The 22,901-nt window shown below is 63.6% G+C and carries 20 protein-coding genes; 9 read left to right on the top strand and 11 right to left on the bottom strand.

Translation table 11 applies throughout. The features are described 5' to 3' along the window. Window positions 1-2 precede the first annotated feature (2 nt). The 7 genes from ccmE (at window position 3) to OEZ71_RS12915 (ending at window position 7,099) form a co-directional block, all read left to right on the top strand. Window positions 3-461 carry a cytochrome c maturation protein CcmE gene (ccmE, locus tag OEZ71_RS12945; RefSeq protein ID WP_263740404.1) on the top strand — a complete coding sequence of 153 codons (459 nt, stop codon included), beginning with the start codon at window positions 3-5 and terminating at the stop codon, window positions 459-461. Window positions 462-504: 43 nt separating this feature from the next. Then, window positions 505-1,116, top strand: coding sequence for a holin-associated N-acetylmuramidase (locus tag OEZ71_RS12940; RefSeq protein WP_263740403.1), 612 nt, complete (start codon window positions 505-507; stop codon window positions 1,114-1,116). Then, a complete protein-coding gene (locus OEZ71_RS12935; protein WP_263740402.1) occupies window positions 1,107-1,598 on the top strand; it encodes a holin family protein in 492 nt (163 codons plus the stop codon). The genes OEZ71_RS12940 and OEZ71_RS12935 overlap by 10 nt, the downstream gene beginning before the upstream one ends. A 72-nt stretch (window positions 1,599-1,670) precedes the next feature. Next, window positions 1,671-3,629, top strand: a complete 1,959-nt coding sequence (locus OEZ71_RS12930; RefSeq protein ID WP_263740401.1) for a heme lyase CcmF/NrfE family subunit — start codon at window positions 1,671-1,673, stop codon at window positions 3,627-3,629. Window positions 3,630-3,632: 3 nt separating this feature from the next. Further along, on the top strand, window positions 3,633-4,085 hold the full coding sequence (locus OEZ71_RS12925; protein WP_263740400.1) for a cytochrome c-type biogenesis protein: 453 nt from the start codon (window positions 3,633-3,635) through the stop codon (window positions 4,083-4,085). 71 nt (window positions 4,086-4,156) lie between these two features. Continuing rightward, entirely contained in the window at window positions 4,157-4,930 is a 774-nt protein-coding gene (locus OEZ71_RS12920; RefSeq protein ID WP_263740399.1) for an enoyl-CoA hydratase-related protein, read from the top strand. A 240-nt stretch (window positions 4,931-5,170) separates the two neighbouring features. Beyond that, window positions 5,171-7,099, top strand: coding sequence for an elongation factor G (locus OEZ71_RS12915; RefSeq protein ID WP_263740398.1), 1,929 nt, complete (start codon window positions 5,171-5,173; stop codon window positions 7,097-7,099). A gap of 100 nt (window positions 7,100-7,199) precedes the next feature. Here the strand turns inward: OEZ71_RS12915 and OEZ71_RS12910 are convergent, their stop codons facing one another. Beyond that, on the bottom strand, window positions 7,200-8,486 hold the full coding sequence (locus OEZ71_RS12910; protein WP_263740869.1) for a citrate synthase: 1,287 nt from the start codon (window positions 8,484-8,486) through the stop codon (window positions 7,200-7,202). An 89-nt stretch (window positions 8,487-8,575) separates the two neighbouring features. After that, a complete protein-coding gene (gene gltX, locus OEZ71_RS12905) occupies window positions 8,576-9,988 on the bottom strand; it encodes a glutamate--tRNA ligase (protein ID WP_263740397.1) in 1,413 nt (470 codons plus the stop codon). 77 nt (window positions 9,989-10,065) lie between these two features. Between gltX and OEZ71_RS12900 the strand changes: the two genes are divergently transcribed. Further along, window positions 10,066-12,138, top strand: coding sequence for a ComEC/Rec2 family competence protein (locus OEZ71_RS12900; RefSeq protein ID WP_263740396.1), 2,073 nt, complete (start codon window positions 10,066-10,068; stop codon window positions 12,136-12,138). Here OEZ71_RS12900 and lexA read toward each other — a convergent pair. The 7 genes from lexA to OEZ71_RS12865 all read right to left on the bottom strand — a co-directional run bounded on the left by lexA (window position 12,132) and on the right by OEZ71_RS12865 (window position 17,695). Continuing rightward, the gene (gene lexA, locus OEZ71_RS12895) at window positions 12,132-12,815 is read right to left on the bottom strand and encodes a transcriptional repressor LexA (protein ID WP_263740395.1); all 684 of its coding nucleotides are present in this window, start codon (window positions 12,813-12,815) and stop codon (window positions 12,132-12,134) included. The two genes, OEZ71_RS12900 and lexA, sit on opposite strands and share 7 nt — an antisense overlap. A 90-nt stretch (window positions 12,816-12,905) precedes the next feature. Next, window positions 12,906-14,090, bottom strand: a complete 1,185-nt coding sequence (locus OEZ71_RS12890; protein ID WP_263740394.1) for a molybdopterin molybdotransferase MoeA — start codon at window positions 14,088-14,090, stop codon at window positions 12,906-12,908. A 15-nt stretch (window positions 14,091-14,105) separates the two neighbouring features. Next, window positions 14,106-14,579 (bottom strand): cyclic pyranopterin monophosphate synthase MoaC, encoded by a 474-nt coding sequence (gene moaC, locus OEZ71_RS12885; RefSeq protein WP_263740393.1) that lies wholly within the window; start codon window positions 14,577-14,579, stop codon window positions 14,106-14,108. 2 nt (window positions 14,580-14,581) lie between these two features. Next, window positions 14,582-15,379 (bottom strand): indole-3-glycerol phosphate synthase TrpC, encoded by a 798-nt coding sequence (gene trpC, locus OEZ71_RS12880; RefSeq protein WP_263740392.1) that lies wholly within the window; start codon window positions 15,377-15,379, stop codon window positions 14,582-14,584. Between the two features lie 74 nt (window positions 15,380-15,453). Continuing rightward, a complete protein-coding gene (locus tag OEZ71_RS12875; RefSeq protein ID WP_263740391.1) occupies window positions 15,454-16,092 on the bottom strand; it encodes a uracil-DNA glycosylase in 639 nt (212 codons plus the stop codon). Next, window positions 16,089-17,105, bottom strand: a complete 1,017-nt coding sequence (trpD, locus tag OEZ71_RS12870; protein ID WP_263740390.1) for an anthranilate phosphoribosyltransferase — start codon at window positions 17,103-17,105, stop codon at window positions 16,089-16,091. The genes OEZ71_RS12875 and trpD overlap by 4 nt, the downstream gene beginning before the upstream one ends. Further along, window positions 17,102-17,695, bottom strand: a complete 594-nt coding sequence (locus OEZ71_RS12865) for an anthranilate synthase component II (protein WP_263740389.1) — start codon at window positions 17,693-17,695, stop codon at window positions 17,102-17,104. The genes trpD and OEZ71_RS12865 overlap by 4 nt, the downstream gene beginning before the upstream one ends. 137 nt (window positions 17,696-17,832) lie before the next feature. Here OEZ71_RS12865 and OEZ71_RS12860 point away from each other — a divergent pair, with 137 nt between their 5' ends. Continuing rightward, entirely contained in the window at window positions 17,833-19,485 is a 1,653-nt protein-coding gene (locus tag OEZ71_RS12860; RefSeq protein ID WP_263740388.1) for a divergent polysaccharide deacetylase family protein, read from the top strand. An 18-nt stretch (window positions 19,486-19,503) separates the two neighbouring features. Here OEZ71_RS12860 and trpE read toward each other — a convergent pair whose 3' ends face one another. Continuing rightward, window positions 19,504-21,015: an anthranilate synthase component I gene (gene trpE, locus OEZ71_RS12855; RefSeq protein ID WP_263740387.1), complete on the bottom strand. Its 1,512-nt coding sequence runs from the start codon at window positions 21,013-21,015 to the stop codon at window positions 19,504-19,506. Window positions 21,016-21,025: 10 nt separating this feature from the next. Continuing rightward, window positions 21,026-22,879: a peptidyl-prolyl cis-trans isomerase gene (locus OEZ71_RS12850; protein ID WP_263740386.1), complete on the bottom strand. Its 1,854-nt coding sequence runs from the start codon at window positions 22,877-22,879 to the stop codon at window positions 21,026-21,028. Between the last annotated feature and the right edge of the window lie 22 nt (window positions 22,880-22,901).

The raw sequence follows: 22,901 nt of genomic DNA, 5'->3' as shown, positions 1-22,901 counted from the left end.
AGATGAAGGGACTGAAGAAACAGCGCCGCATTCAGATTATCGTTCTGGCCGCCGTGGCGATGGTGACGAGTTTCGCGGCCTTCTACTATGCCGCGCCCGATGCGCTGCAGTATTTCCGCTCGCCCACCGAAGTCGCCGAGAAGGCGCCGGGACCGAATGAGACCTTCCGCATCGGCGGGCTGGTGGAAGAGGGCAGCCTTGTGCGTGGTCAGGGGGCGGCGATCACCTTCAGCGTCACCGATGGCGGTGCGGCGATCCCCGTGAGATACGAAGGTGTCCTCCCCGATCTTTTTGGCGAAAACGAAGGCGTCGTCGCCACGGGAAAGCTGATCGATGGTACGTTCGAGGCGACCGAGATACTTGCCAAGCACGACGAGACCTACATGCCGAAGGAAGTGATCGATGCCTTGAAGGAACAGGGCGTGTATGTCGAACCGGACGCTGCCGCAGCGACGAATTAACCTTTCGGCCCGAGCCTTTCCCTTCAGTGAAGGGAAAAGGCTCATGCAGACAGTCACAGACATCGCCAAAGCCATCGTCGCCCGCGAGGGCGGCTATGTGAACGACCCCGACGATCCCGGCGGCGCGACCAATCACGGCGTCACCATCCACACGATGCGGCGCCTCGGGATCGACCTGAACGGCGACGGCAAGGTGACGGGTGCCGATGTGCGCCGTCTGACACGCGATCAGGCGGTCGGGATTTTCGTTGACCACTATTACCGCCGCCCGCGCATCGCCGAATTGCCGGAGGCACTGCAACCTTCGGTCTTCGACATGTATGTCAACGCGGGCTCCAACGCCGTGAAGGTGTTGCAACGCCTCCTGAACGAGATGGGCCACGTCCTGACCGTCGATGGCGCGCTCGGCCCCATCAGCATCGCCGCCGCCCACAAGGTCTGCGGGGACCGGCCCGAGCTTGTCGCCGATGCCTATGGCATCGCCCGGCGCAACTACTATTACGCGCTTGCCGATGCCCGCCCCTCCAGCCGCAAATATGCGCGCCGCCGCGATGGCGGCAAGGGCGGTTGGATCGCACGCGCCGAGGAGTTCATCTCTCCGCGCTTCCACCTGACCGAGGCCGAACACCGGACAAGGACCGCGACATGGGCCTGATCGGACGCATACTCGGCGATCCCTCCGCCACCACGGCGCTGGGGCAGGCCGCAACCGGCGTGGCGGAGGTCTTTCGCCCCAATGCCACAAAAAAGATGCAGGCCGCGCATGACGCCTACATGGCCGCGCTTGGCGAATACGGGACTGAGTTTCAATATGTTGGGGACGGCATCTTCGACCGTTTCGTCAATGCGCTGAACCGCCTGCCACGGCCGATGCTGGCCTTGGGTACACTTGGGCTTTTCGTTTACGCGATGGTCGACCCGGATAGCTTCACCCGACGCATGGTGGGGCTGAACTACGTGCCCGAACCCTTGTGGTGGCTTCTCGCCGCTATCGTCGGTTTCTATTTCGGCGCGCGTGAGGCGCATTATTTCCGCACAAGGACACAGGTCGCGCCGCTTCCGGTCGCCTCGGCGGCGACATCGCAAGACGACGACAACGTAGCGCTCCGCGAATGGCGGCAGCGCGTCGACCGCTGATCCGACACGCCTCCCGCGACATTGAATCGCAGCCCATTGGCGGCGCCCGCGCAACGCTCTATGCTCCGCGGCATGATCGCAGAGCTTGGCCATTTCACCCTTATCCTCGCCCTCATGATCGCCACGCTTCAGGCGGTGGTGCCGCTTGTCGGCGCGCATAAGGGCTGGCGCGGCTGGATGGCAATGGCGGGGCCTGCGGCGTCGGCGCAGTTTCTCTGCATTGCGGTTTCCTTTGGGGCGTTGACGCATGCCTTTGTCACTTCCGACTTTTCGCTGCGGCTGGTGACGCTCAATTCGCACACGCTGAAACCGATGCTCTACAAGGTGTCGGGCGTCTGGGGGAACCATGAAGGCTCGATGCTGCTCTGGGTGCTGATTCTGGCACTCTTCGGAGCTTCGGCGCATTGGTTCGGGCAAAGCCTACCCGACCGGCTGAAGGCGCGGGTGCTGAGCGTTCAGGCAATGATCGGCGTGGCTTTCCTCGCCTTTATCCTCTTTACCTCGAATCCGTTCCTGCGTCTGGCCGAGCCGCCCTTCGACGGGCAGGACTTGAACCCCTTGTTGCAGGACCCCGGCTTGGCCTTCCATCCGCCGTTCCTCTATCTCGGCTATGTGGGCCTTTCGATGGCGTTCTCCTTCGCCGTCGCCGCGCTGATCGAGGGCCGTGTCGACGCCGCATGGGCGCGCTGGGTTCGGCCATGGACGCTAGCGGCCTGGATGTTCCTGACCGTCGGTATCGCGCTCGGGTCCTGGTGGGCCTATTACGAGCTTGGCTGGGGCGGATTCTGGTTCTGGGACCCTGTCGAAAATGCGTCCTTCATGCCCTGGCTGATTGCTGCAGCCCTGCTGCATTCGGCCATCGTGGTGGAAAAGCGCGAGGCGTTGAAAAGCTGGACCATCCTTCTGGCGATCCTCGCCTTCGGCTTCTCGCTGATCGGCACGTTCATCGTGCGGTCGGGCATCATCACATCCGTCCACGCCTTCGCGAACGACCCCGAGCGCGGCATCTTTATCCTCGCGATCCTTGCCGTCTTCATCGGCGGTGCGCTGACGCTTTACGCCGCGCGGGCAGGCGCGATGGAGGCCAAGGGCGTTTTCGCCATGGTCAGCCGGGAATCGGCTTTGGTGATGAACAACGTGCTGCTGGCGGTGGCGGCCTTTGTGGTCTTCGTCGGCACGCTCTGGCCGCTGATCGCCGAACTGGCCTTCGACCGGAAGCTTTCGGTCGGCGCGCCCTTCTTCAATCAGGCCTTCACGCCGTTCATGGTCATCCTTGCCGTGATCCTGCCCATCGGGGCGATCATGCCGTGGAAGCGTGCGCGGATCGGGCGCAGCCTGAAACCGCTTTATCCCGCCATGATACTGGCGGTTGCCTTTGGGGCGCTGGCTTTTGCGATGTCCACGGGCGGGTCCGCTCTGGCACCGGTTGGCGTGGCTTTGGGTGTCTGGCTGATCGCCGGGGCCGGGGCCGAGCTGTGGCAGCGGGCAGGCCGCAAGGGCGGGCGTCTGGCGCGCTTGCCGCGCGCGGACTGGGGCAAGGCCTGCGCCCATTCCGGGCTTGGCATTGTCTTCATCGGTATCGCCTGCCTGATGGCCTGGGATGTCGAGGATATCCGGGTGGCCAAGGTCGGCGAGACATTCGATGTCGCGGGCTATGACATCGCCCTTGAAAAGGTCGAGCAGGTCGAGGGGCCGAACTTCCTCTCGACCACCGCGACGATGCGGGTCAGCCGCAAGGGCGTGGAGGTGGCGCTGCTTCACCCCGAGAAACGGGTCTATCCGGTCGCCGCGATGCCGACGACCGAGGCAGCGATTTCCAACGGGATCTGGCGCGACATCTATGTCGTCATCGGCGATCCGCAGAATGATGGCGGCTGGGCGGTCAGGACCTATATCAAGCCCTTCGCCAACTGGATCTGGGGCGGTGCGATCCTGATGGCCCTTGGCGGCATCCTGAGCCTGACCGACCGCCGATACCGTGTCGCCGCCGGGGCCCGCAAGGCGCCCGCCATGGCCCAACCGGCGGAATAGGCGATGCGCTGGCTGATCCTGTCCCTCTGCCTTCTGGCTGCCCCCGCCCAGGCGGTGCAACCCGATGAGATCCTTGCCGATCCGGTGCTGGAGGCGCGGGCGCGCGAATTGTCGAAGGGCCTGCGCTGCCTGGTCTGCCGCAACGAGAATATCGACGAATCCAATGCCGATCTGGCCCGTGACCTGCGCGTTCTGGTGCGCGAGCGCCTCGTTGCCGGGGACAGCGATGACGAGGTCATTGCCTATCTAGTCGACCGATATGGCGAATATGTGCTGCTGCAACCGACCGCATCTGGCGAAAACCTGATCCTCTGGACTGCCGGACCAGCGATGCTTATCGTTGCGTTGAGTTCCGCGGCACTCTATTTGCGTCGGCGCAAAGCGGCGCCTGACGCCGCTCCTGCGCCACTCAGCGCTGACGAGCAGGCGCGGCTTAAGGAAATCCTGAAAAAGTGACGTGCGGTTTCGCTTTGGCCTTCTGGCGGGCTCGCTAATCTGGGGCGTAAAAAGCCTCCGAGGAGAAATGCATGACGTATGAGACGATCCTGTTTGATGAGGCGGACGGGGTTGCCGTCATCACGCTCAATCGGCCCGCAGTGATGAATGCACTCAATACGAAGATGCGGGCAGAGATCACAGCCGCGGTGACGAACGCTGCCGCATCGGCGCGGGTGATCGTGCTGACCGGCACGGGGCGCGCCTTTTGTTCGGGGCAGGATCTGAGCGACCGGGTTGATGGCGATTTCGACCTCTCAAAGACTCTCGCCGAGGAATACGAACCGATGCTGCGGGCGATCCTTGCCGCCGAGGTGCCGGTGATTTCCGCAGTGAACGGGGCTGCTGCGGGGGCAGGGGCCAATCTGGCGCTGGCCGCCGATGTGGTGATCGCATCAGAAAGTGCGAGTTTCATTCAGGCCTTCACCCGGATCGGGCTGATCCCCGACGCGGGCGGCACCTTTGTGCTGCCGCGCGCCATGGGGATGGCCAAGGCGATGGGGGCGGCGTTGTTTGCCGACAAGGTGACGGCACGGCAGGCCGCCGACTGGGGCATGATCTGGGAAGCGGTTGCCGACGATGCTTTCGACGCGTATTGGCGGGCGCGGGCGGCGCAGCTGGCGAAGGGGCCGACGGCGGCCTATGCAAGGGTGAAACAGGCGGTGCGGGCGTCCTTGTCGAACGATATCGAGGCGCAGTTGGCGCTAGAGGCGCGGTTGCAGGGCGAATGCGGACGGACCGCAGATTTCCGTGAAGGTGTTGATGCCTTTCTGGAAAAACGTCCCGCGCGGTTTCAGGGCCGCTAGCTTTAATCGTTATAAGGTGCGGTTCACGCGCCATGACATAGCTCACTGCCCGGCCACAACCCGGCGCTTCGGGATTGCCTCCGGCGGATGTATTTCGCCCAAGATGAAGGAGACGATCCTTTCCATCCTTGACCAAAGGCGCTTCGCAGCCGAGAGTTAAGCCAAAAGGGCGCATGGCCCGGAAGGCACGGGGGCCAGCCACCAAAAGCGCTCGCCTGACGTGCCGACAGGGGGAAATCCATGCGCTGTTTCACGGTATTGGGGCCGTCTCAATCGGGGAAGACGGAGCTTGTCGGGGCGCTGGCGGCGCTTGAGGACGCTCATCCCCGGTCCGAGACGGCCGGTCACCTGACGCTGACCCGCTTTGGCTTCATGGGGGAGGATTGGTGCGCCATCGATGTTGCGGGTGGGCCGGAATTCGCCCGCATGGGAGGCGCGGCTTTGCTCGCGGCCGATGCGGCTGTGATCTGCGTGGCACCCGATCCAGATGAGGCTGTGCTCGCAGCACCCTGGATCAGGGCAGCCGAGGCGGCGAATGTCCCCTCCTTCATCTTCATCAACAAGATGGATGCGCCGAAGGGCCGGGTGCGCGACATCGTCGCGGCGCTTCAGGCCTATACCGGCCATTCCGTCGTCCTGCGTCAGATCCCGATCCGCGAGGGCGGCGAAGTTGTGGGTGCCATCGATCTGATTTCCGAACGCGCATGGCGTTACCGTGAAGGACAGCCGTCGCAGCTTGTGGAGATGCCGAAGGGCGAGGCCGACCGGGAGCACGAGGCGCGCGCCGAGCTTCTGGAACAGATGTCGGATTATGACGACAAGCTTCTGGAGGAATTGATCGAGGATCATGAGCCAGCAACCGGCGCTTTGTTCGAGATCGCGAAGCGCGAAACCCAGCACCGCGATGTCGTCCCAACCTTTCTGGGGGCTGCCAGCCACAAGAACGGCATCCTGCGGCTGATGAAGGCGCTCCGGCACGAGGCGCCGGACGTATCCGCGCTGAAAGATAGGCTGGGCGTCAAGGATGCAGTGGCCATCGGCTTTCACGCCCAGATCCGCAAGCACCTTGGCAAATGCGTGATGCTTCGGGCTCTGCAGGGAGGCGTCAAGGTCGGGTCGCAGCTTGGCGGCGGCGGTCTTGGCGGACTTGTCGAGATCGGAGGTAAGGCAGGCAACGATCACCTTGAGGTGGGGGAAATCGGGATTTCGGTAAAATCCGACCAGCTCGATGCAGGCAAGGTCTTTTCCGCATCGAGCGGATCACCGGTGCCGGATTGGGGCAGGGGCTGCCCGCCCGCCTTGGCACGTCTCGTTTCGCCCGCGCATGAGCGCGACGAGGTGCGGCTGTCGACCGCGCTCGCGAGGTTGGCCGAGGCCGATCCGATGCTGCGGCTGGAACAGGATCAAGCTACGGGCCATGCACTGTTGAAGTTGCAGGGCGTGATGCATGAGCGTCAGACACTCGCGACTCTAGCCGATGATTTCGGGGTTGAGGTCACAACCCATGTGCCCGACCCGCGCTACCTGGAGACGATATCGTCTCAGGTCGATGAACATTACCGCCACCGAAAGCAGTCAGGGGGGGCAGGCCAGTTCGCCGATGTCGCGGTCATTGTCAAACCATCAGCGCGGGGCGAGGGGTTCCTCTTCGACGAGGTGGTCAAGGGCGGTGCCGTGCCCAAAAACTACATCCCGGCGGTTGAGGAAGGTGCACGCGAGGCCTTGGACAAAGGGCCGTTGGGCTTCCCGGTCACCGATGTTTCGGTGACATTGACCGATGGCAAGCACCACGCAGTCGACAGTTCCGACTTTGCCTTCCGCACGGCTGGCCGCATGGCTTTGCGCGAGGCCCTTGGCAAGGCAGGACCCGTCCTGCTGCAACCGATCGAGCGGGTCGATATCCATGTCCCCTCCATCTATTCGGGCGCGATGGTATCGCTGATCTCTTCGCTGAAGGGGCAGGTTCTTGGCTTTGACGGCGATCCTGACTACCGGGGATGGGACGTGTTCCGGGCGCTTCTGCCGGCATCGGCTGAGGAAGACCTCGCCATGGCGCTCGGTTCGTCCACGCAAGGGACCGCCTGGCACGAGATGAGCTTTGACCACTACGAAGAGATCTACGGTAAGGAAGCCGAGCGGATTTCCAAGGAGCATGCGACGGCGGCGTGAGGCGCCTGGGCTTTTGCGTCCCTTCCGGAAGAACTTGAATGTTTGAAAGAATAAAAAGGCCGCCTCTTTCGAGGCGGCCTTTCCAATCGTTCACCTGTGATCAGCGCTTGGCCACGTCAGTGTAATCGCGCCGCGTCTGGCCGATATAAAGCTGACGCGGGCGGCCGATTTTCTGGGTCGGATCGGCGATCATTTCCTTCCACTGCGAAATCCAGCCAACCGTGCGGCTGACCGCGAAGATCGGCGTGAACATTGAGGTCGGGAAGCCCATCGCCTCGAGGATGATGCCCGAATAGAAGTCGACGTTCGGGTAAAGCTTCTTCTCGACGAAATACTCGTCCTCAAGCGCGATCCGCTCCAGCTCCTTGGCGACCTTCAGCGTTTCGTTGTCGTGGATGCCGAGAAGGTCCAGCACCTCGTCGGCACTTTCCTTCATCACCTTCGCGCGCGGGTCGAAGTTCTTGTACACCCGGTGACCGAAGCCCATCAGGCGGAACGGATCGGACTTGTCCTTTGCCCGGCGGATCGCGTCGGGGATGTTCTCGACCGTGCCGATCTCGCGCAGCATCTCGAGGCAGGCCTGGTTGGCGCCGCCATGGGCGGGACCCCAGAGACAGGCGATACCAGCGGCGATGCAGGCGAAGGGGTTGGCGCCTGAGGAGCCCGCCAGCCGCACGGTCGAGGTCGAGGCGTTCTGTTCGTGGTCGGCATGCAGCATCATGATCCGGTCCATCGCCTTCGACAGGATCGGGTTGACGACATAGTCCTCGCACGGAACGGCAAAGCACATGTGGAGGAAGTTCGACGGATAATCGAGCGCGTTCTTCGGATAGACGAACGGCTGACCCAGCGAATACTTGTAAGCCATCGCAGCGATCGTCGGCAGTTTTGCGATCATGCGGATCGCGGCGACCTCACGCTGCCAGGGATCGTTGATATCGGTACTGTCGTGATAGAAGGCCGACATCGCGCCGACGACACCGACCATGGTCGCCATCGGATGGCTGTCGCGGCGGAACCCGCGGAAGAAATAGTGCATCTGCTCATGCACCATCGTGTGGTTCGTGACCCGCGCTTCGAAGTCCTTCATCTGACCTTCGTCAGGCAGTTCACCGTAGAGGAGCAGGTAGCAGACTTCGAGGAAATGCGATTTCTCGGCCAGTTGTTCGATCGGGTAGCCGCGATAGAGCAGTTCGCCCTTGTCACCGTCGATATAGGTGATGGCGCTGTCGCAGGCAGCGGTCGAGGTAAAGCCCGGGTCGTAGGTGAAAACATCGCCCTGACCGTAGAGCTTGCGGATGTCGATGACCTCGGGGCCCACGGTCGGTTGCAGGATGGGCAGGTCGATCGTTTTTCCGTTGAAGCTTAGTGTCGCGTTCTTGATCATCTTGTCCATCTCGGCTCCCTTTGCTTCAGATGCCGGCGGGTGGTGCCTGCATCTGGATATTCCTCACAGTCCGGGCGCCGAATGCGCCGTCAGGCTGTCACATCCTTCAACCGGGCGATGGTCTCCTCCCGCCCGATGACGAGCATCATATCGAAGACGCTGGGGCTGACCGTGCGTCCGGCAAGCGCGGCCCGAAGGGGGCCAGCGATCTTGCCGAGCCCGATCCCGTGAGCCTCGGCGATCGTGCCCACGGTGGTTTCCAGCATGTCCCGCTCCCAGCTAGCATTTTGCAGGTGCGGCGTCAATTCTTTCAGTATACCACGGGATACCGGATCGAGTGATTTTGCGGCTTTCTCATCCGGCTCAAAGGGTCTTGATGACAGAACAAAATGCGCTTTTTCAATGAGTTCCGGAAAAGTCTTTGCCCGGTCTTTCACGCAATAAAGAGCGCGTGATAGCCCTTCTTTCTGCGATTGCGAAAGAGGTTTCGCGCCTGCAGCGTCAAGATATGCCTCAATTTCAGGCAAAAGCGCCGCGTCCGGCGTGGCGGCAATGTGCTGCCCGCAGATGTTTTCCAGTTTCTTGAAATCGAGCCGCGCGGGCGCGCGCCCGATTCCCGAAAGGTCGAACCATTCGCGGGCTTCGGCATCGGTGAAGTATTCGGCATCACCATGCGCCCAGCCGAGCCGGGCCAGGTAGTTGCGCATGCCCGAGGCCGGGTAGCCCATGGCTTGATACTCTTCCAGCCCGACCGCCCCGTGGCGTTTGCTGAGCTTCTTGCCATCGGGTCCGTGGATGAGCGGGATATGGGCAAAGACCGGCACGTCCCAGCCCATGGCCCGGTAGACCTGAATCTGACGCGCAGCATTGTTCAGGTGGTCATCCCCCCGGATCACATGCGTGACGCCCATGTCGTGGTCATCTACGACAACCGCCAGCATGTAGGTGGGCGTACCATCGGACCGTAAACAAACCATATCATCGAGCTGGTCGTTGCGGATGGTGACATTGCCCTGCACGGCGTCCTCGATCACCGTCTCTCCGGTGCGGGGCGCTTTCAGGCGCATGACAAAGGGCGCGTCCGGGTGGGTGGCCGGATCGGCATCGCGCCACGGGCTTTGAAACAGGGTCGAGCGCCCCTCGGCCCGTGCGGCCTCGCGGAAAGCCTCGATCTCGTCCTGCGTCGAGAAGCACTTATAGGCATGCCCCCGCGCCATCATCTCGCGCGCCACTTCAGCGTGACGCTCGCGGCCCTCGAACTGGCTGACGACATCGCCGTCCCAGTCGAGGCCGAGCCATGTGAGGCCCTTCAGGATCGCAGCTGTTGCTTCGGGGGTGGATCGTTCGCGGTCGGTATCCTCGATCCTGAGCAGGAACTTGCCGCCACGACCCCGTGCGTAAAGCCAGTTGAAAAGCGCCGTACGTGCGCCGCCGATATGCAGATACCCGGTGGGCGAGGGGGCGAAGCGGGTGACGATCGCGGTCTTGGCGTTCTCGGGCATGGGCGCGTTAACCTTTCGGAAACCATGAAAGCTCAGGCTGACGGCACTCAATAGGCAAAGCCGGACGGGGAAACAAGGTGCGGGCGGTGATCTGGATGCTGGACGCGCTCGGCGCGGTGCGCGGGCGGCTGATGGTTTGGGCGCCGGTATTCCTGTCGCTGGGCATCGGCGGTTACTTCGCGCTGAAGGTGGAGCCTGGACCATTTGTACTCATGCCGGTTGCTGTCGTCACAATGATCTTCGCCACCCTCGGATGGCGCGGGCCGGAGCGTCTGCGGATACCTGCGACCGGGCTCGCCCTCGTCCTGGCGGGGTTGGTGCTGGCTGCGTACCGCGCCCATTCTGTGGCCGCCCCGGTGCTTCACTTCCGCTATTACGGTCCCGTTGAGGGACGCATCGTCGATATCGACCGCTCCTTCTCCGACCAGACGCGGTTGACGCTTGATCGTGTCGTACTGGAGGATATTCCGCCTGACCGCACACCGGCGCGGGTCCGTGTGGCGCTTCACGGCGATCAGAGTTTCATCCGGCCGGTGCCAGGGCTGACCGTGATCCTCTCGGCCCATCTCTCGCCTCCCGAGGGGCCGGTCGAGCCCGGGGGATTCGATTTTCAGCGCCTCGCGTGGTTTTCCGGGCTTGGCGCCGTCGGCTATACGCGCTCGCCGGTCTTGGCGCTGGAACCGCCCGAGGGGCGGCTGGCGCTTCTGGCTTTCCGGCTGCGCATGGCGATTTCAGGGGCGATGCAGGCGCGGATCGGGGGGCAGCCGGGCGCCTTTGCGGCCGCCCTTATGACCGGCGACAGGTCAGGGGTGGAGCGGACGACGACGGATGCCCTGCGCGGGTCGAACCTGTCGCATCTCATCGCGATTTCCGGCCTGCATATGGGACTTCTGACCGGCTTCGTCTTTGCCTCATGCCGCTACGGGCTAGCACTGGTGCCGCCGGTCGCATTGCGGATCAACACCAAGAAACTCGCCGCCATTGTCGCAATTTTCGTCGCCGCCTTCTATCTGATTCTGGCCGGGCCGAGCGTCGCAACACGGCGCGCCTTCATCATGGTGGCGGTGATGCTGGTCGCGGTGCTGGTCGACCGGCGGGCGATCTCGCTGCGGTCAGTCGCGATTGCCGCTATCATCGTGCTGTGGATCGAACCGGAAAGCCTTGTCGAGCCGGGGTTTCAGATGTCCTTCGGGGCGACCGTGGCGCTGATCGTCGTCTTTCAGCCCTGGGCGAAGATGCAGCATCATATCCCCGCATTGTTGCGTCCGGTGGCAATGTTGTTGATATCTTCAATGGCGGCAGGGTTCGCTACAGCCCCCATTGCGGCCGCGCATTTCAATCGGATTGCCGAGTACGGGCTTCTGGCCAACCTGCTCGCTGTGCCGCTGATGGGGACCGTGGTGATGCCTGCGGCGGTGGTTGCCGCCTTGCTTGCGCCTTTGGGGCTGGAGGCACCCGCTCTTTGGGTCATGGGCAAGGGGACCGCGATGATCCTAGCCATCGCGCATTCGGTCTCGGGGCTCGAGGGCGCGGTCGTGGCAGTAACTGCACCGCCGATGGTCGCGTTGCCGCTGATCGCGCTTGGCGGACTTCTAGCGCTTATAGCCCGTGCGATATGGCTGAGGGGTGTCGGCGCGGGGGGAATGGTCGCGGCCCTTGTCCTGTGGTCGATGGTCGAGCGCCCCGCGCTTCTCGTCTCCTCCGATGGGGCGATTGCCGGTCTGCTCGGGGCAGAGGGCAGGGCGCTGACGAAACCCAAAGGCGCGGGCTTTGTCGCAAAAAGTTGGCTGGAGGCTGACGGCGACCTGGCCGAACAGGACGCCGCCTTTGTACGGATGGGGTTTCAGGGTCCGAAAGGCGCGTTGACCGCCGATCTCTCGGGGACCACCATCGCGCATTTCTCAGGAAAAGGGTCAGCAGGACGGGCAGGCGATGCCTGCAATGGCGGGGCGCTGGTGATACTCTCAGAGGAGTGGAGCGGCCCGGCAGGCCCCTGTTTGATGTATGACAAGTCCAAACTGCGCGAAACCGGAGCGCTGGCCGTTTATGTCGGTTCCGATGGGCTGCGCATCCTCACAGCACGTGACGCAGCGGGCGACCGCCTCTGGAACCGGCGCATCTGGCGCGACAGGCTTGCCGCGCGTCAGTAGCTGCGGATAAGGCCCACGAGCTTGCCTTGCACCTTGACGTGATCCTCGGGCAGAACACGGGTCTCATAGGCGGGGTTCGCTGCCTCCAGCGCGATCATGTGACCCCGGCGGCGGAAGCGTTTCAGCGTCGCCTCATGCCCCTCGACAAGGGCCACGACGATGTCGCCATTGTCGGCCGTCGACTGTTCACGGATCACCACGACGTCGCCGTCATTGATCCCTGCCTCGATCATCGAATCGCCCTTGACCTCCAGCGCATAGTGCTGGCCGCGCCCTGAAAGCATCGAGCCCGGTACGGCGACATGATGCGAAACCTCGGAAATCGCCTCGATCGGCACACCGGCGGCGATGCGACCCATGAGGGGAAGTTCCATCACCTCAGCGGAAACCGGCATCGCACCTTTCGGCGGCGCCTTGCGGTCGCCCTCGACCACCTTGGGCTTGAAGCCCGGTTTCTCCATCGCCTCGGGCAGTTTCACGATCTCGATCGCGCGGGCCCGGTGGGCAAGTCGGCGGATAAAGCCGCGTTCCTCGAGCGCCGTGATCAGCCGATGAATGCCGGACTTGGAGCGCAGGTCGAGCGCATCCTTCATTTCGTCAAATGAGGGGGGAACCCCGTCACGCGCGACGCGTTTCTGGATGAAATCCAGGAGTTCCAGTTGCTTGCGGGTCAGCATGATGCCTGTTTTCCTTTGCTTTTTCCGAAGCTGTTCTGTTCGTGTTCTACGCGTGTTCCCTTTTTGTGTCAATTAATTCAGATCGTTTGGTCAGAGCGGGATGTATTCAACTGCTGCTCCGGTCGCGCGGGCGGCGTCGCCCACAGGGCGGATCAAAAGCGCATTGGCCTCGGCCAGAACGGTCAGGAGCGCACTGTCCTGCCGATCGAATGGGTGCAGTAGTACGGCGCCATCGCGATGCTCTGTCTTGGCGCGCATATAGTGGGCGCGGGGGCCGTTTGCCTCGACCGGCGCAGCGAGATTGCCGGACCTCGTCACGGCGGGTTCAGCGCCAAGCCCCTGCATCGCGCGCAGCATGGGCAACATGAAGATATGACCACATACTACTGAGGATACAGGATTTCCCGGAAGACCAAGAAGGACGGACGTGCCAAGCCGTCCGGCCATCAGCGGTTTTCCCGGCCGCATCGCGATCTTGTAGAACGACCGCTCCATCCCCATGCCCTCGGTCACCTTTCCCACAAGGTCATGATCGCCCACCGATGCGCCGCCGATGGTCACGATCAGATCCGCGTCGCGGGCAAGATCGAGCGTGAAGCCCAGACTGGCCTCGGTATCGCGAGCGATGGGTAGCATACGGACCTCTGCCCCCGCAGACTCGGCCATCGCGGCCAGTGCGAAACTGTTCGAGGCGATGATCTGGTCCGGCCCCGGCTCCTCGCCGGGCATCACCAACTCGTTGCCGGTGGCGATCAGAGCCACGACCGGGCGGCGGGTGACCGTGACTTCGGGCACGTTCATTGCCGCGATAAGCGCCAGATCGGCGGGGGCCAGGCGGCGTGGTGCTTCGATCCGGTCACCGGATTTGAAATCCTGTCCGGCCCCGCGGATGTTTGAGCCGTGTTCCAGCCGGTCGCCCAGCGTGATGAAACTGTCCTTGCGGGTGACATCCTCTTGCAACACGACCCAATCAGCCCCCTTGGGCACAGGCGCACCGGTGAAGATACGCACCGCTTCCCCGGCACGAACCTCGCCAGGATATCCCGACCCCGCAGCGGCTTCGCCGATCACGCGCAGCCGGGTCTCCGCGCGGTGATCGGTCTCGCGGATCGCATAGCCATCCATCGCCGAGGCCGCGAAGGGTGGCTGGTCAAGCCCTGCGACCACAGGTGCAGCCAGCACCCGCCCGGCGGCATTACGCAGTGGGATGATTTCCGAGGGCAGCGGTGTGCAGAGGGAAAAAAGCCGCGACAGGGCCTCATCGACCGAAATCATTCCGCACTCCTGCCTTCAGGTCGCCTCGTAACGACCTGATTTTCCACCATCTTTGAGAACAACGCGCAGGCCGCCGATTTCCATCGACTTCTCTGCCGCCTTAAGCATGTCATAGACCGTGAGGGCGGCGACCGAGGCCGCCGTCAGCGCCTCCATTTCCACCCCGGTCCGGCCGGTGGTCTTGACCGTTGCGGTGATCCGCACGCCCGGAAGCTCCGCATCCGGCGCGAGGTCGAGCGCGACCTTGGTGATCGGCAGGGGATGACAAAGGGGAATCAGGTCGGCACATTTCTTCGCCCCCATGATCCCCGCAAGTCGTGCAACACCCAAAACGTCGCCCTTCTTTGCGGTCCCGGCAATAACCAGAGCAAGCGTTTCGGGCTTCATTCTTACGAAGGCCTCCGCGACGGCCACCCGGTCGGTTACCGCCTTGTCCGAGACATCGACCATATGGGCCTGACCGTCCTCGTCGAAATGCGTCAAAGCCATGGTCAGCCCCCCACCGGATCGGCAAGGATCGCCCGAGTCGCGGTCGTGACATCCGCCTGCCGCATTAGGCTTTCCCCGATCAGGAATGTTCGCGCCCCGACCGCCGCCATTTCAGCCAGATCCGCGGGGGTGAACAAACCGCTTTCGCAGACCACCATCCGGTCGGACGGGATCAGCGGCGCAAGCGCCCGCGTGGTGTCAAGAGTGACATCGAAGGTCTTGAGATTGCGGTTGTTAATCCCGACGAGTGGTGACTTCAACTGCAACGCCCGGTCCAGTTCTGGCCGATCATGCACCTCCAACAGCACATCCATGCCCCAGCCGATGGCTGCATCCTCCAGTTCTGCCGCCTGCGCGTCGGAGACCGAGGCCATGATGATCAGGATGCAATCCGCCCCCCAGGCGCGTGCCTGGGTGACCTGATAGGTGTCGTACATGAAATCCTTGCGCAACGCTGGCAGCGAGACGGCAGCGCGGGCCGCGGTCAGAAACTCCGGCGCGCCCTGAAAGGACGGTGCGTCGGTTAAAACCGAAAGGCATGTTGCCCCGCCAGCCTCATAGGCACGGGCCAAAGCGGGCGGGTCGAAATCGGCGCGGATCAGGCCCTTCGACGGGCTCGCCTTCTTGATTTCGGCAATCAGCCCATAACCCGAGGCCGACGCCCGCCGCAGTGCGGCCGCGAAGCCGCGCGGGGCATCGGCGGCCCGTGCAGCGGCCTCGACCTCTGCAAGAGGAAGCCGTGCCTTCGCCGCCGCCACTTCCTCCAGCTTGTAGGCCTTGATCTTCTCGAGAATATCCATGCTTCCTCTTACCCGCCGTGCAATGCCCGGAAAAGCCCCTGCTTCCGCATTGTGAAAATACACCCGCCTTCGACTTATCCGCCCCAATCGACCTGTGCCTCGCCCCGCGCCTCCAGCCAGCCATTGACCCGGCTGAACGGTCGTGAGCCGAAGAATCCTCGTCGCGCCGAGAGGGGCGAGGGATGAGCGGTCTCGATCACCAGATGATCGCCGGGTCGGATATGCGGGCGGAGCTTTTGCGCATGGCCGCCCCAGAGAATGAACGCACAAGGCGTGGCGGAGACGGCGTCCAGAATGTCTTCGGTCAACCGTTGCCAGCCGAGTTTCGCATGTCCACCCGCATCACCAGCCGGGACGGACAAGGCGGTATTGAGCAGCAGCACACCCTGCCGCGCCCACCCGCGCAGGTCGCCATTCGGGCGCGTTATATCAAGATCGTCCTGTAACTCCTTGTAGATGTTGTTCAAGGACCGGGGCAGGGGGCGCAGGTCCGGTTCCACCGAGAAGGCCAGACCATGGGCATGGCCCGGCGTCGGATAGGGGTCCTGCCCGAGTATCACCACCCGCACTTTGTCGGGGGGTGTCAGGTCCAATGCCGCAAAACGCTTCGACGCGGAAGGCAGGATCATCCGGGTCTCAGCCGCCAGCGCGGCCGCGATCCGGGGCCAGTCCCTAGTGAAAAAGGGCAGATGTGCCCAGCTTTCCGGGATCATGCCGCCTGAGAGGCCGAGGCCAGCGCCTCTACCTTCGCTTTCGCGGCACCGCTGTGGATGCTTTCGGCGGCCATGGCAACGCCCTCGGTCAGCGCCCCTGCCTTGCCTGCCACAACCAAAGCCGCGGCGGCGTTCAGAAGCACGGCGTCGCGGTAAGCGCCCGTTTCGCCTGCGAGAAGCGCGCGGAAGGCGTTTGCATTCTCTTCCGGGCTGCCGCCCATGATCGCCTCGAACGGATGCACCGGCAGGCCTGCCTCTTCGGGATGCAGCTCAAACTCCCTCACCGCGCCGTTTTCCAAAGCGGCAACCCAGCTGACGCCTGCGATCGACAGCTCGTCGGTCCCGTCTGATCCATGAACCAGCCAGGCCCGGTCCGAGCCGAGGGCCTGCAATGTCTCGGCCATCGGACGGATCCACTCCCGCGAAAACGCGCCGGTCAGTTGCCGCTTGACGCCTGCAGGGTTGGTCAGCGGCCCAAGCAGGTTGAAGACGGTGCGCGTTCCCAGTTCCGCCCGTGTCGGCATGACATGGCGGATCGCAGGGTGGTGCATCGGCGCCATCATGAACGCAATACCACAGCTTTCTAAAACCTTTTCAACCGCTTCCGCCTCGAGCATCACGTTGACGCCCATCTGGGTCAACGCATCCGCTGCGCCGGATTTTGAAGAAAGGTTGCGGTTGCCATGCTTGGCCACGACGACACCTGCGCCCGCCACGACAAAGGCCGTCGCCGTCGAGATGTTCAGAGTGCCTTTGCCGTCGCCGCCGGTGCCGACGATGTCCATCGCCCCTTCGGGTGCACGGACCTTGTGGCATTTCGCACGCATCACCCGCGCCGCTGCTGCAATCTCCTCGACGGTCTCGCCGCGGGTGCGGAGAGCCATCAGAAGGCCGCCCATCTGCGAGGGCGTCGCCGCACCTTCGAACAGGGCCTCGAACGCCGCCTCAGCCTCGTCGCGGGCCAGAGGGCGGTCGGCGGCAAGGCCGATCAGCGGACGTATATCCATGCTCATGCCGGAACCGTCAGCGGCACGCCCGCGCCCTCAAGGAAGGTCTTCAGCATCTGATGCCCGTGTTCGGAGGCAATCGATTCGGGGTGGAACTGCACGCCCTCGATGGGCAGGGTCTTGTGCCTGAGTCCCATGATCGTGCCATCCTCCAGCCATGCCGTGACCTCAAGGCAATCTGGCAGGCTTTCCCGCTCGACGACCAGCGAATGATAGCGTGTTGCCTCAAAAGGCGAGGGCAGGCCCGCGAAGACGCCCTTACCCGCATGGTGCATCAGCCCCATTTTTCCATGTACGATTTCATGGCAGCGGATGACCTTTCCGCCGAAGGCCTGCCCGATGGTTTGGTGACCCAGACAGACCCCCAGAAGCGGGGTTTTGGTCTCGGCCGCTGCTTCTGTCAGCGCAAGGCAGATGCCCGCCTGGTCCGGCGTGCAGGGGCCGGGCGACAGTACGATGGCCGAGGGTTTCAGCGCCATCGCCTCCTGCACGTTCAGCGCGTCATTGCGGTGAACGACAACATCGGCACCCAACTCGCCCAGATAATGAACGAGGTTGTACGTAAAGCTGTCGTAATTATCGATCAGTAGCAGCATCGGCGGACCTTCGCGAATTGCAGACGCAATCAGGGGGTGATCGCGCCCGCGTGACGGGCTATACATGGTCAGAGCAGCGCGGCGGGGTCAAGGCAAGATGCGCCCCCGACCGCAGGAATAGAACGTCGGAGGCAGGCGTGGGCAGAGGTCTGGTAAATGGAGTGCTGGTCGGGTTTCTGATCAGCGGATCGGCGTTGGCGATTGCATCGCTGATGGCGCCGCCGGTCGGGACAATGCGTGAGGCGGCCGGCGCAGCCGACGTTGATACCGGCGCGGGGTCCGTGGACGGTGCCGCTGTGCAGGCGGAACCGGTGGTTGCGGTCGAGCCCGAAGCGACCGAGGCGGCCACCGCCGAGCCTGTGGCCGAACCGGAGCCCGCCGTGACGGCCGAGCCGCAACCGGAGGTCGAGCCGGTTGAGGAAACGGTGGTCGCCGAACCCGAAACCGCGCCCGAGGTGCAGGATATCGCCATTACGGCCGACCCCACGGCGGAGCCGACGGCGGCCGATGTCGTCGCAGACATGACCGAACCGGCACCGGAGGCGCCCGAAACGCCGGTGTTGAAGGCAGCGGAAGCCGCCGCTGAGACGGCTCTGCCTGAGACCACCCCAGCCGTCGTTCCTGAAATGGCCGACGAATCGGCTGCCGTAACCGCGGCGCAGGAACCGCCCGCCGTTGCGGACGTGCCGGTGGTGGCAGAGGCCGCACCCGAAACGGCGCCCGACGCACCGCAAGCGCCCGCGCTTGAGAACGACGCCCCCGAGAATGCTGAAGAAGAGATCGTGGTCGCTGCTGCACCGGAGCCGCCTGCGTCGGAACCTGAATCTAAACCGGAACCAGATGTGGCACCTGTCAACGAAGTGCAGGACAATGCCGTAGTAGAGGCCGCACCGGAGGCAGCAACGGAACCCGCTGCGGCAGCGGCAGACGAACCGGTTATCCTGACCGTGGAATCGCAGCCGCTCACCAATGCAGCCGCTCCGCAGCCCGGTTTTTCGCAAGCTGTTCCCGGGGTAAAGATCAACCGGTTGCCAAGCATCGGTGATACGACTGAAACTCTGTCTGACGAACCCTCCTCAGACATTGTCACGCTTCCGTCGACCGAGGATTTGCCTGCGGTCGCACGCTACGCAGCGCCGTTCGACAATCCGGAGTCGCTCCCGATCATCGGCGTGGTGCTGATCGACCGGGGCGAGCAGAACGGTGGGCTTGATGCTGCAGCATTGGCCGGGATCGGTCTTCCGGTAACGGTTGCAATTGACCCGACCCGCCCTGACGCTGGCGAACGGGCCGCTGCGTATCGCGCCGCCGGGCTCGAAATCGCAATCCTTGCGGCTGATCTGCCATCTGGTGCGAAAGCCTCGGATATGGAGGTCAGCTATCACGCTTTCGTTCGGGCACTTCCTGAAACGGTTACTCTGATCGGGCAGCCCGATGCCGCGTTCCAGAGTGACCGGCGTCTGGCGCAACACCTTGTCGCTTTGCTGTCGGCCGAAGGACGCGGACTTGTAACCTATGATCGCGGTCTCAACCCTGCCCAGCAGGCAGCGTTCCGTGACGGCCTTCCACACGCCTCGGTCTACCGCGAGCTCGATGCAAGCGGGGAAAACGAGGCGGCAATTGCCCGCTATCTTGACCGGGTTGCTTTCGAAGCGGCGCGGCAGGGTGAGATCCTGGTCGCGGGTACGACGGCACCGACGACGGTTCAGGCATTGAAGGACTGGGCTGCCGCTGGGGCCAAAGGAACGGTGATCGCACCGGCCTCGGCTGTGATGTTGGCCCGGCAATAGCCGGGCCGCCTTTGCGGGTCAGGAGTTGCCGCGCCGGACGAAAAGCCCGGCATCTTCGGCCGCCGCCTTGAGGGCTTTCGACTTGTTCACCGTTTCCTGGAACTCGGCCTCGGGGTCGCTGTCATAGACAACGCCGCCACCCGCCTGGATATAAAGCTTTTCATCCTTCACCACGGCTGTACGCAGCGCGATGCACATATCCATCTCGCCGTTGGCTGCGAAATAGCCGACGCCGCCGCCATAGATGCCACGCTTTTCCGGCTCCAGCTCGTCGATGATCTCCATCGCCCGGACCTTGGGTGCGCCTGAGACGGTGCCAGCGGGCAGGCCCGCAAGCAGGGCCGACAGTGCGTCATGATCGGCGCTGAGTTCGCCCACCACGTTCGACACGATATGCATGACGTGGCTGTAGCGCTCGATGATGAATTTCTCGGTCGGATGAACCGTCCCTATTTTCGCGACCCGCCCGACATCGTTGCGGCCAAGATCGAGCAGCATCAGATGTTCGGCCAGTTCCTTCCTGTCGGCCATGAGATCGGCCTCATGCGCACGATCCTCGTCTGGCGTGCGCCCGCGCGGACGCGTTCCGGCGATGGGTCGGATTGTTACCTCGCCATCGCGGACTCGAACCAGAATCTCGGGTGAGCAGCCGACGATGTGAAAGCCGCCGAAATTGAAGAAGGTCAGGAAAGGCGAGGGGTTGGTGCGCCGAATCGAGCGATAGAGCGCGAAGGGCGGCAGGGTGAAATCAGCCGTCCAGCGCTGTGAGGGCACGACCTGAAAGATATCGCCAGCGCGGATGTATTCCTTCGCCTTTTCGACAGCGGCGCGGTAGCCCTCGGGCGTGAAGTTCGACTTCATCTCGCCCAGATGCGCGGCGTTGCCAAGCGACCGGGTCTCGCCCGCAGGTGCCCGTTCCAGATCACGGACCGCATCCATCACCCGTTCGGCAGCCTGCGCATAGGCAGCCCGCGCCGAGAGCCCCGAACTGACCCAGACCGGCGAACAGACCGTCACCTCGCTTTTCACCGCATCCAGCACCGCGATGATCGTCGGGCGCATCAGTACCGCATCGGGCACCCCGATCGGATCGGGGTTCACGTTCGGCAGATGCTCCACCAGCCGGATCATGTCATAGCCGAGATAGCCGAAAAGCCCGGCGGCAATTGCCGGAATCCCCTCGGGCATCTCGATACGGCTTTCGGCGATCAATGCGCGGAGTGTCTCCAGCGGATGACCCTCAAGCGGTTCAAAGGCGTCCGCGTCGAACCGCGCCTGCCGGTTGATCCGGCTGGCATCACCCCGGCAATCCCAGATCACGTCGGGCTTCAACCCGACAACGGAATAGCGCCCACGGACCTCGCCGCCGGTGACCGATTCCAGCATGAAGCTCATCGGCTGCGCTTCGGCCAGCTTCAGCATCAGCGACACCGGCGTATCGAGGTCGGCGGCGAGCCGGGTATAGACCAGTTGGTTTTCGCCCCGGGCCCAGCCCGCCTCGAAAGCCTCGTAGGAAGGAGTGAGCGCCACGGGGTCGTCCTTAGTTCAGCTGCGCGTGAACGGCGTTGATGGCCGCCGGGTCGAGCCGGATGCCCGCCTCGGCCTCGATCGCATGGGTGAAGAGCTCGAACATGTCCTGTGCCACCGCCTGACCGGCCTGCGCGGTCAGGGCCTGCCGGGCGCGGGTCATGTCGTCGCCCTCAGCATCGGCGGCATGGATGCCCGTCAGTGCGCCGACGAAAACGCGGCTGCTTGTGTCGATTACCGCCACGCCACCTTCGTTCTGCTTGAAGAGTGTGGTGACGACATCGGCGGGCGTGTCGGCGATATGACCGTCGCGGGCGAAATCGGCGAACCGTGTGACGATAGCGCCGGTCGCTTCTAGTGCCGCACCGCCCTCGACCGCCGCTTTCAGTTCCTCGGCCCGGGCGAGAAGTCGGGTATGGGTTTCCTGCCGGGTCCAGCCCGCGATCACCGCGTCGCGCACTTCGTCGAGCGGGCGGAGCGCGGGCGGGTCGATCCCGTCAAGGCGCAGGGCGAAGATACCGCCATCGTCAAGCGCGACGAGTGTGGGGAAGGCTTCGGCGGTAACCGCGGCGGCCTCTTCGCGGAAGGCGGGATAGGCCGCGATGCCCTCGTCGGTGCCGTCACTGAATTCGATTTGACCCAGTTCCATGCCGGTTTCAGTGGCCACTTCCTCCAGCGTCGCGCCGGAGGCCAGCAGATCTTCGATCCCATCGCTCTGATCAGCGACAAGCCGACGCGCCCGGTCGACCGAGGCTTCTGCCGCAAGGTCGTCGCGGGCGTCTTCGAACGGCACTTCCTTGGCTTCGAGAATACCGTTCATCGCGAAAAGCGCCGGACCGAGATCGGAGGCGAAGGGGCCGACGACGCCGGGCGTATCCAGCGCGAAAATCGCCGCGCCAGCCGCGCCGAGATCGGCTTCAGCGACTTCGCCGAGGTCGATATCGGCAAGTGTCAGCCCACGCTCGGCGGCAAGGTCCTCGAACGTCGCCTCACCGGAGTCGAGCCGCGCCTTGGCGGCGGCGGCGGTTTCCTCATCGGGATAGACGAGGCGCTCCACCAGCCGCAGTTCCGGCGTGACATATTCGTCGATGCGGTCCTGATAGGCGGCCTTCAGCGCCTCTTCGTCCAGCTCCACCTTGTCGGCCAGCATTTCGGGCGACAGCCAGACATAGCTGATGCGGCGCGCTTCCGGTTTGGTGAAATCTTCGGGATGGGCGTCGTAATAGGCTTTCATCTCATCGTCGGTCGGGACAGGCACAGGTTCGGCCAGATCCGACGCGGTCAGTTCCGCCAGCGAGAAGCTGCGCGTTTCGGTAAGCCAGCTTGCGATGCTTTCGACATAGCTGCCGGGGGCTGTCGCGGCGCCGAGAACGGCGCTCTGCAACAGGGTCCGTGCGGCTTCATCGCGCAGCTTGGTTTCAAACTCAGCCTCGCTCAGTCCTTCCTGACGCAGGGCCAGCGCATAGGTGTCGCGGTCGAACTCACCGCTCAGGCCCTTGAAGGCTTCGACCGCCAGCACCCGGTCACGGACGGTGGCGTCACCGACAGAAATGCCAATCTTGTCTGCTTCGTTTTCCAGCGCGACCGAGCCTATGACGCGGGCCTGCACATCGCGGTCGATCCCGAGTGACTGGGCCTGTTCGAAGCTGAGCTGCTGGCCGATCTGCCCCGACAGAGCGCGGATCTCGCTTTGCAGCGCGCGGGCGTAATCGCGCAGGTCGATGTCCCGATCTCCGACCGATCCGATGGAGCGGACCGAACCGCCGAAATTCGTGGCCCCGAAACCGCCAAGGCCGAGGATCAGCATCCCCATGAGGATCCAGATGATCATGTTTCCGCGCTTCTTGCTGCGCAGCGGGCTCGACATGGGCGCTTCCCTCCCGAAAGAC

This window comes from Albidovulum litorale (genome assembly GCF_025751495.1).
Lineage (GTDB): Bacteria > Pseudomonadota > Alphaproteobacteria > Rhodobacterales > Rhodobacteraceae > Albidovulum > Albidovulum litorale.
Note: the sequence above shows the minus strand (reverse complement) of the source record. Positions and strands in the feature narration are given on the sequence as shown.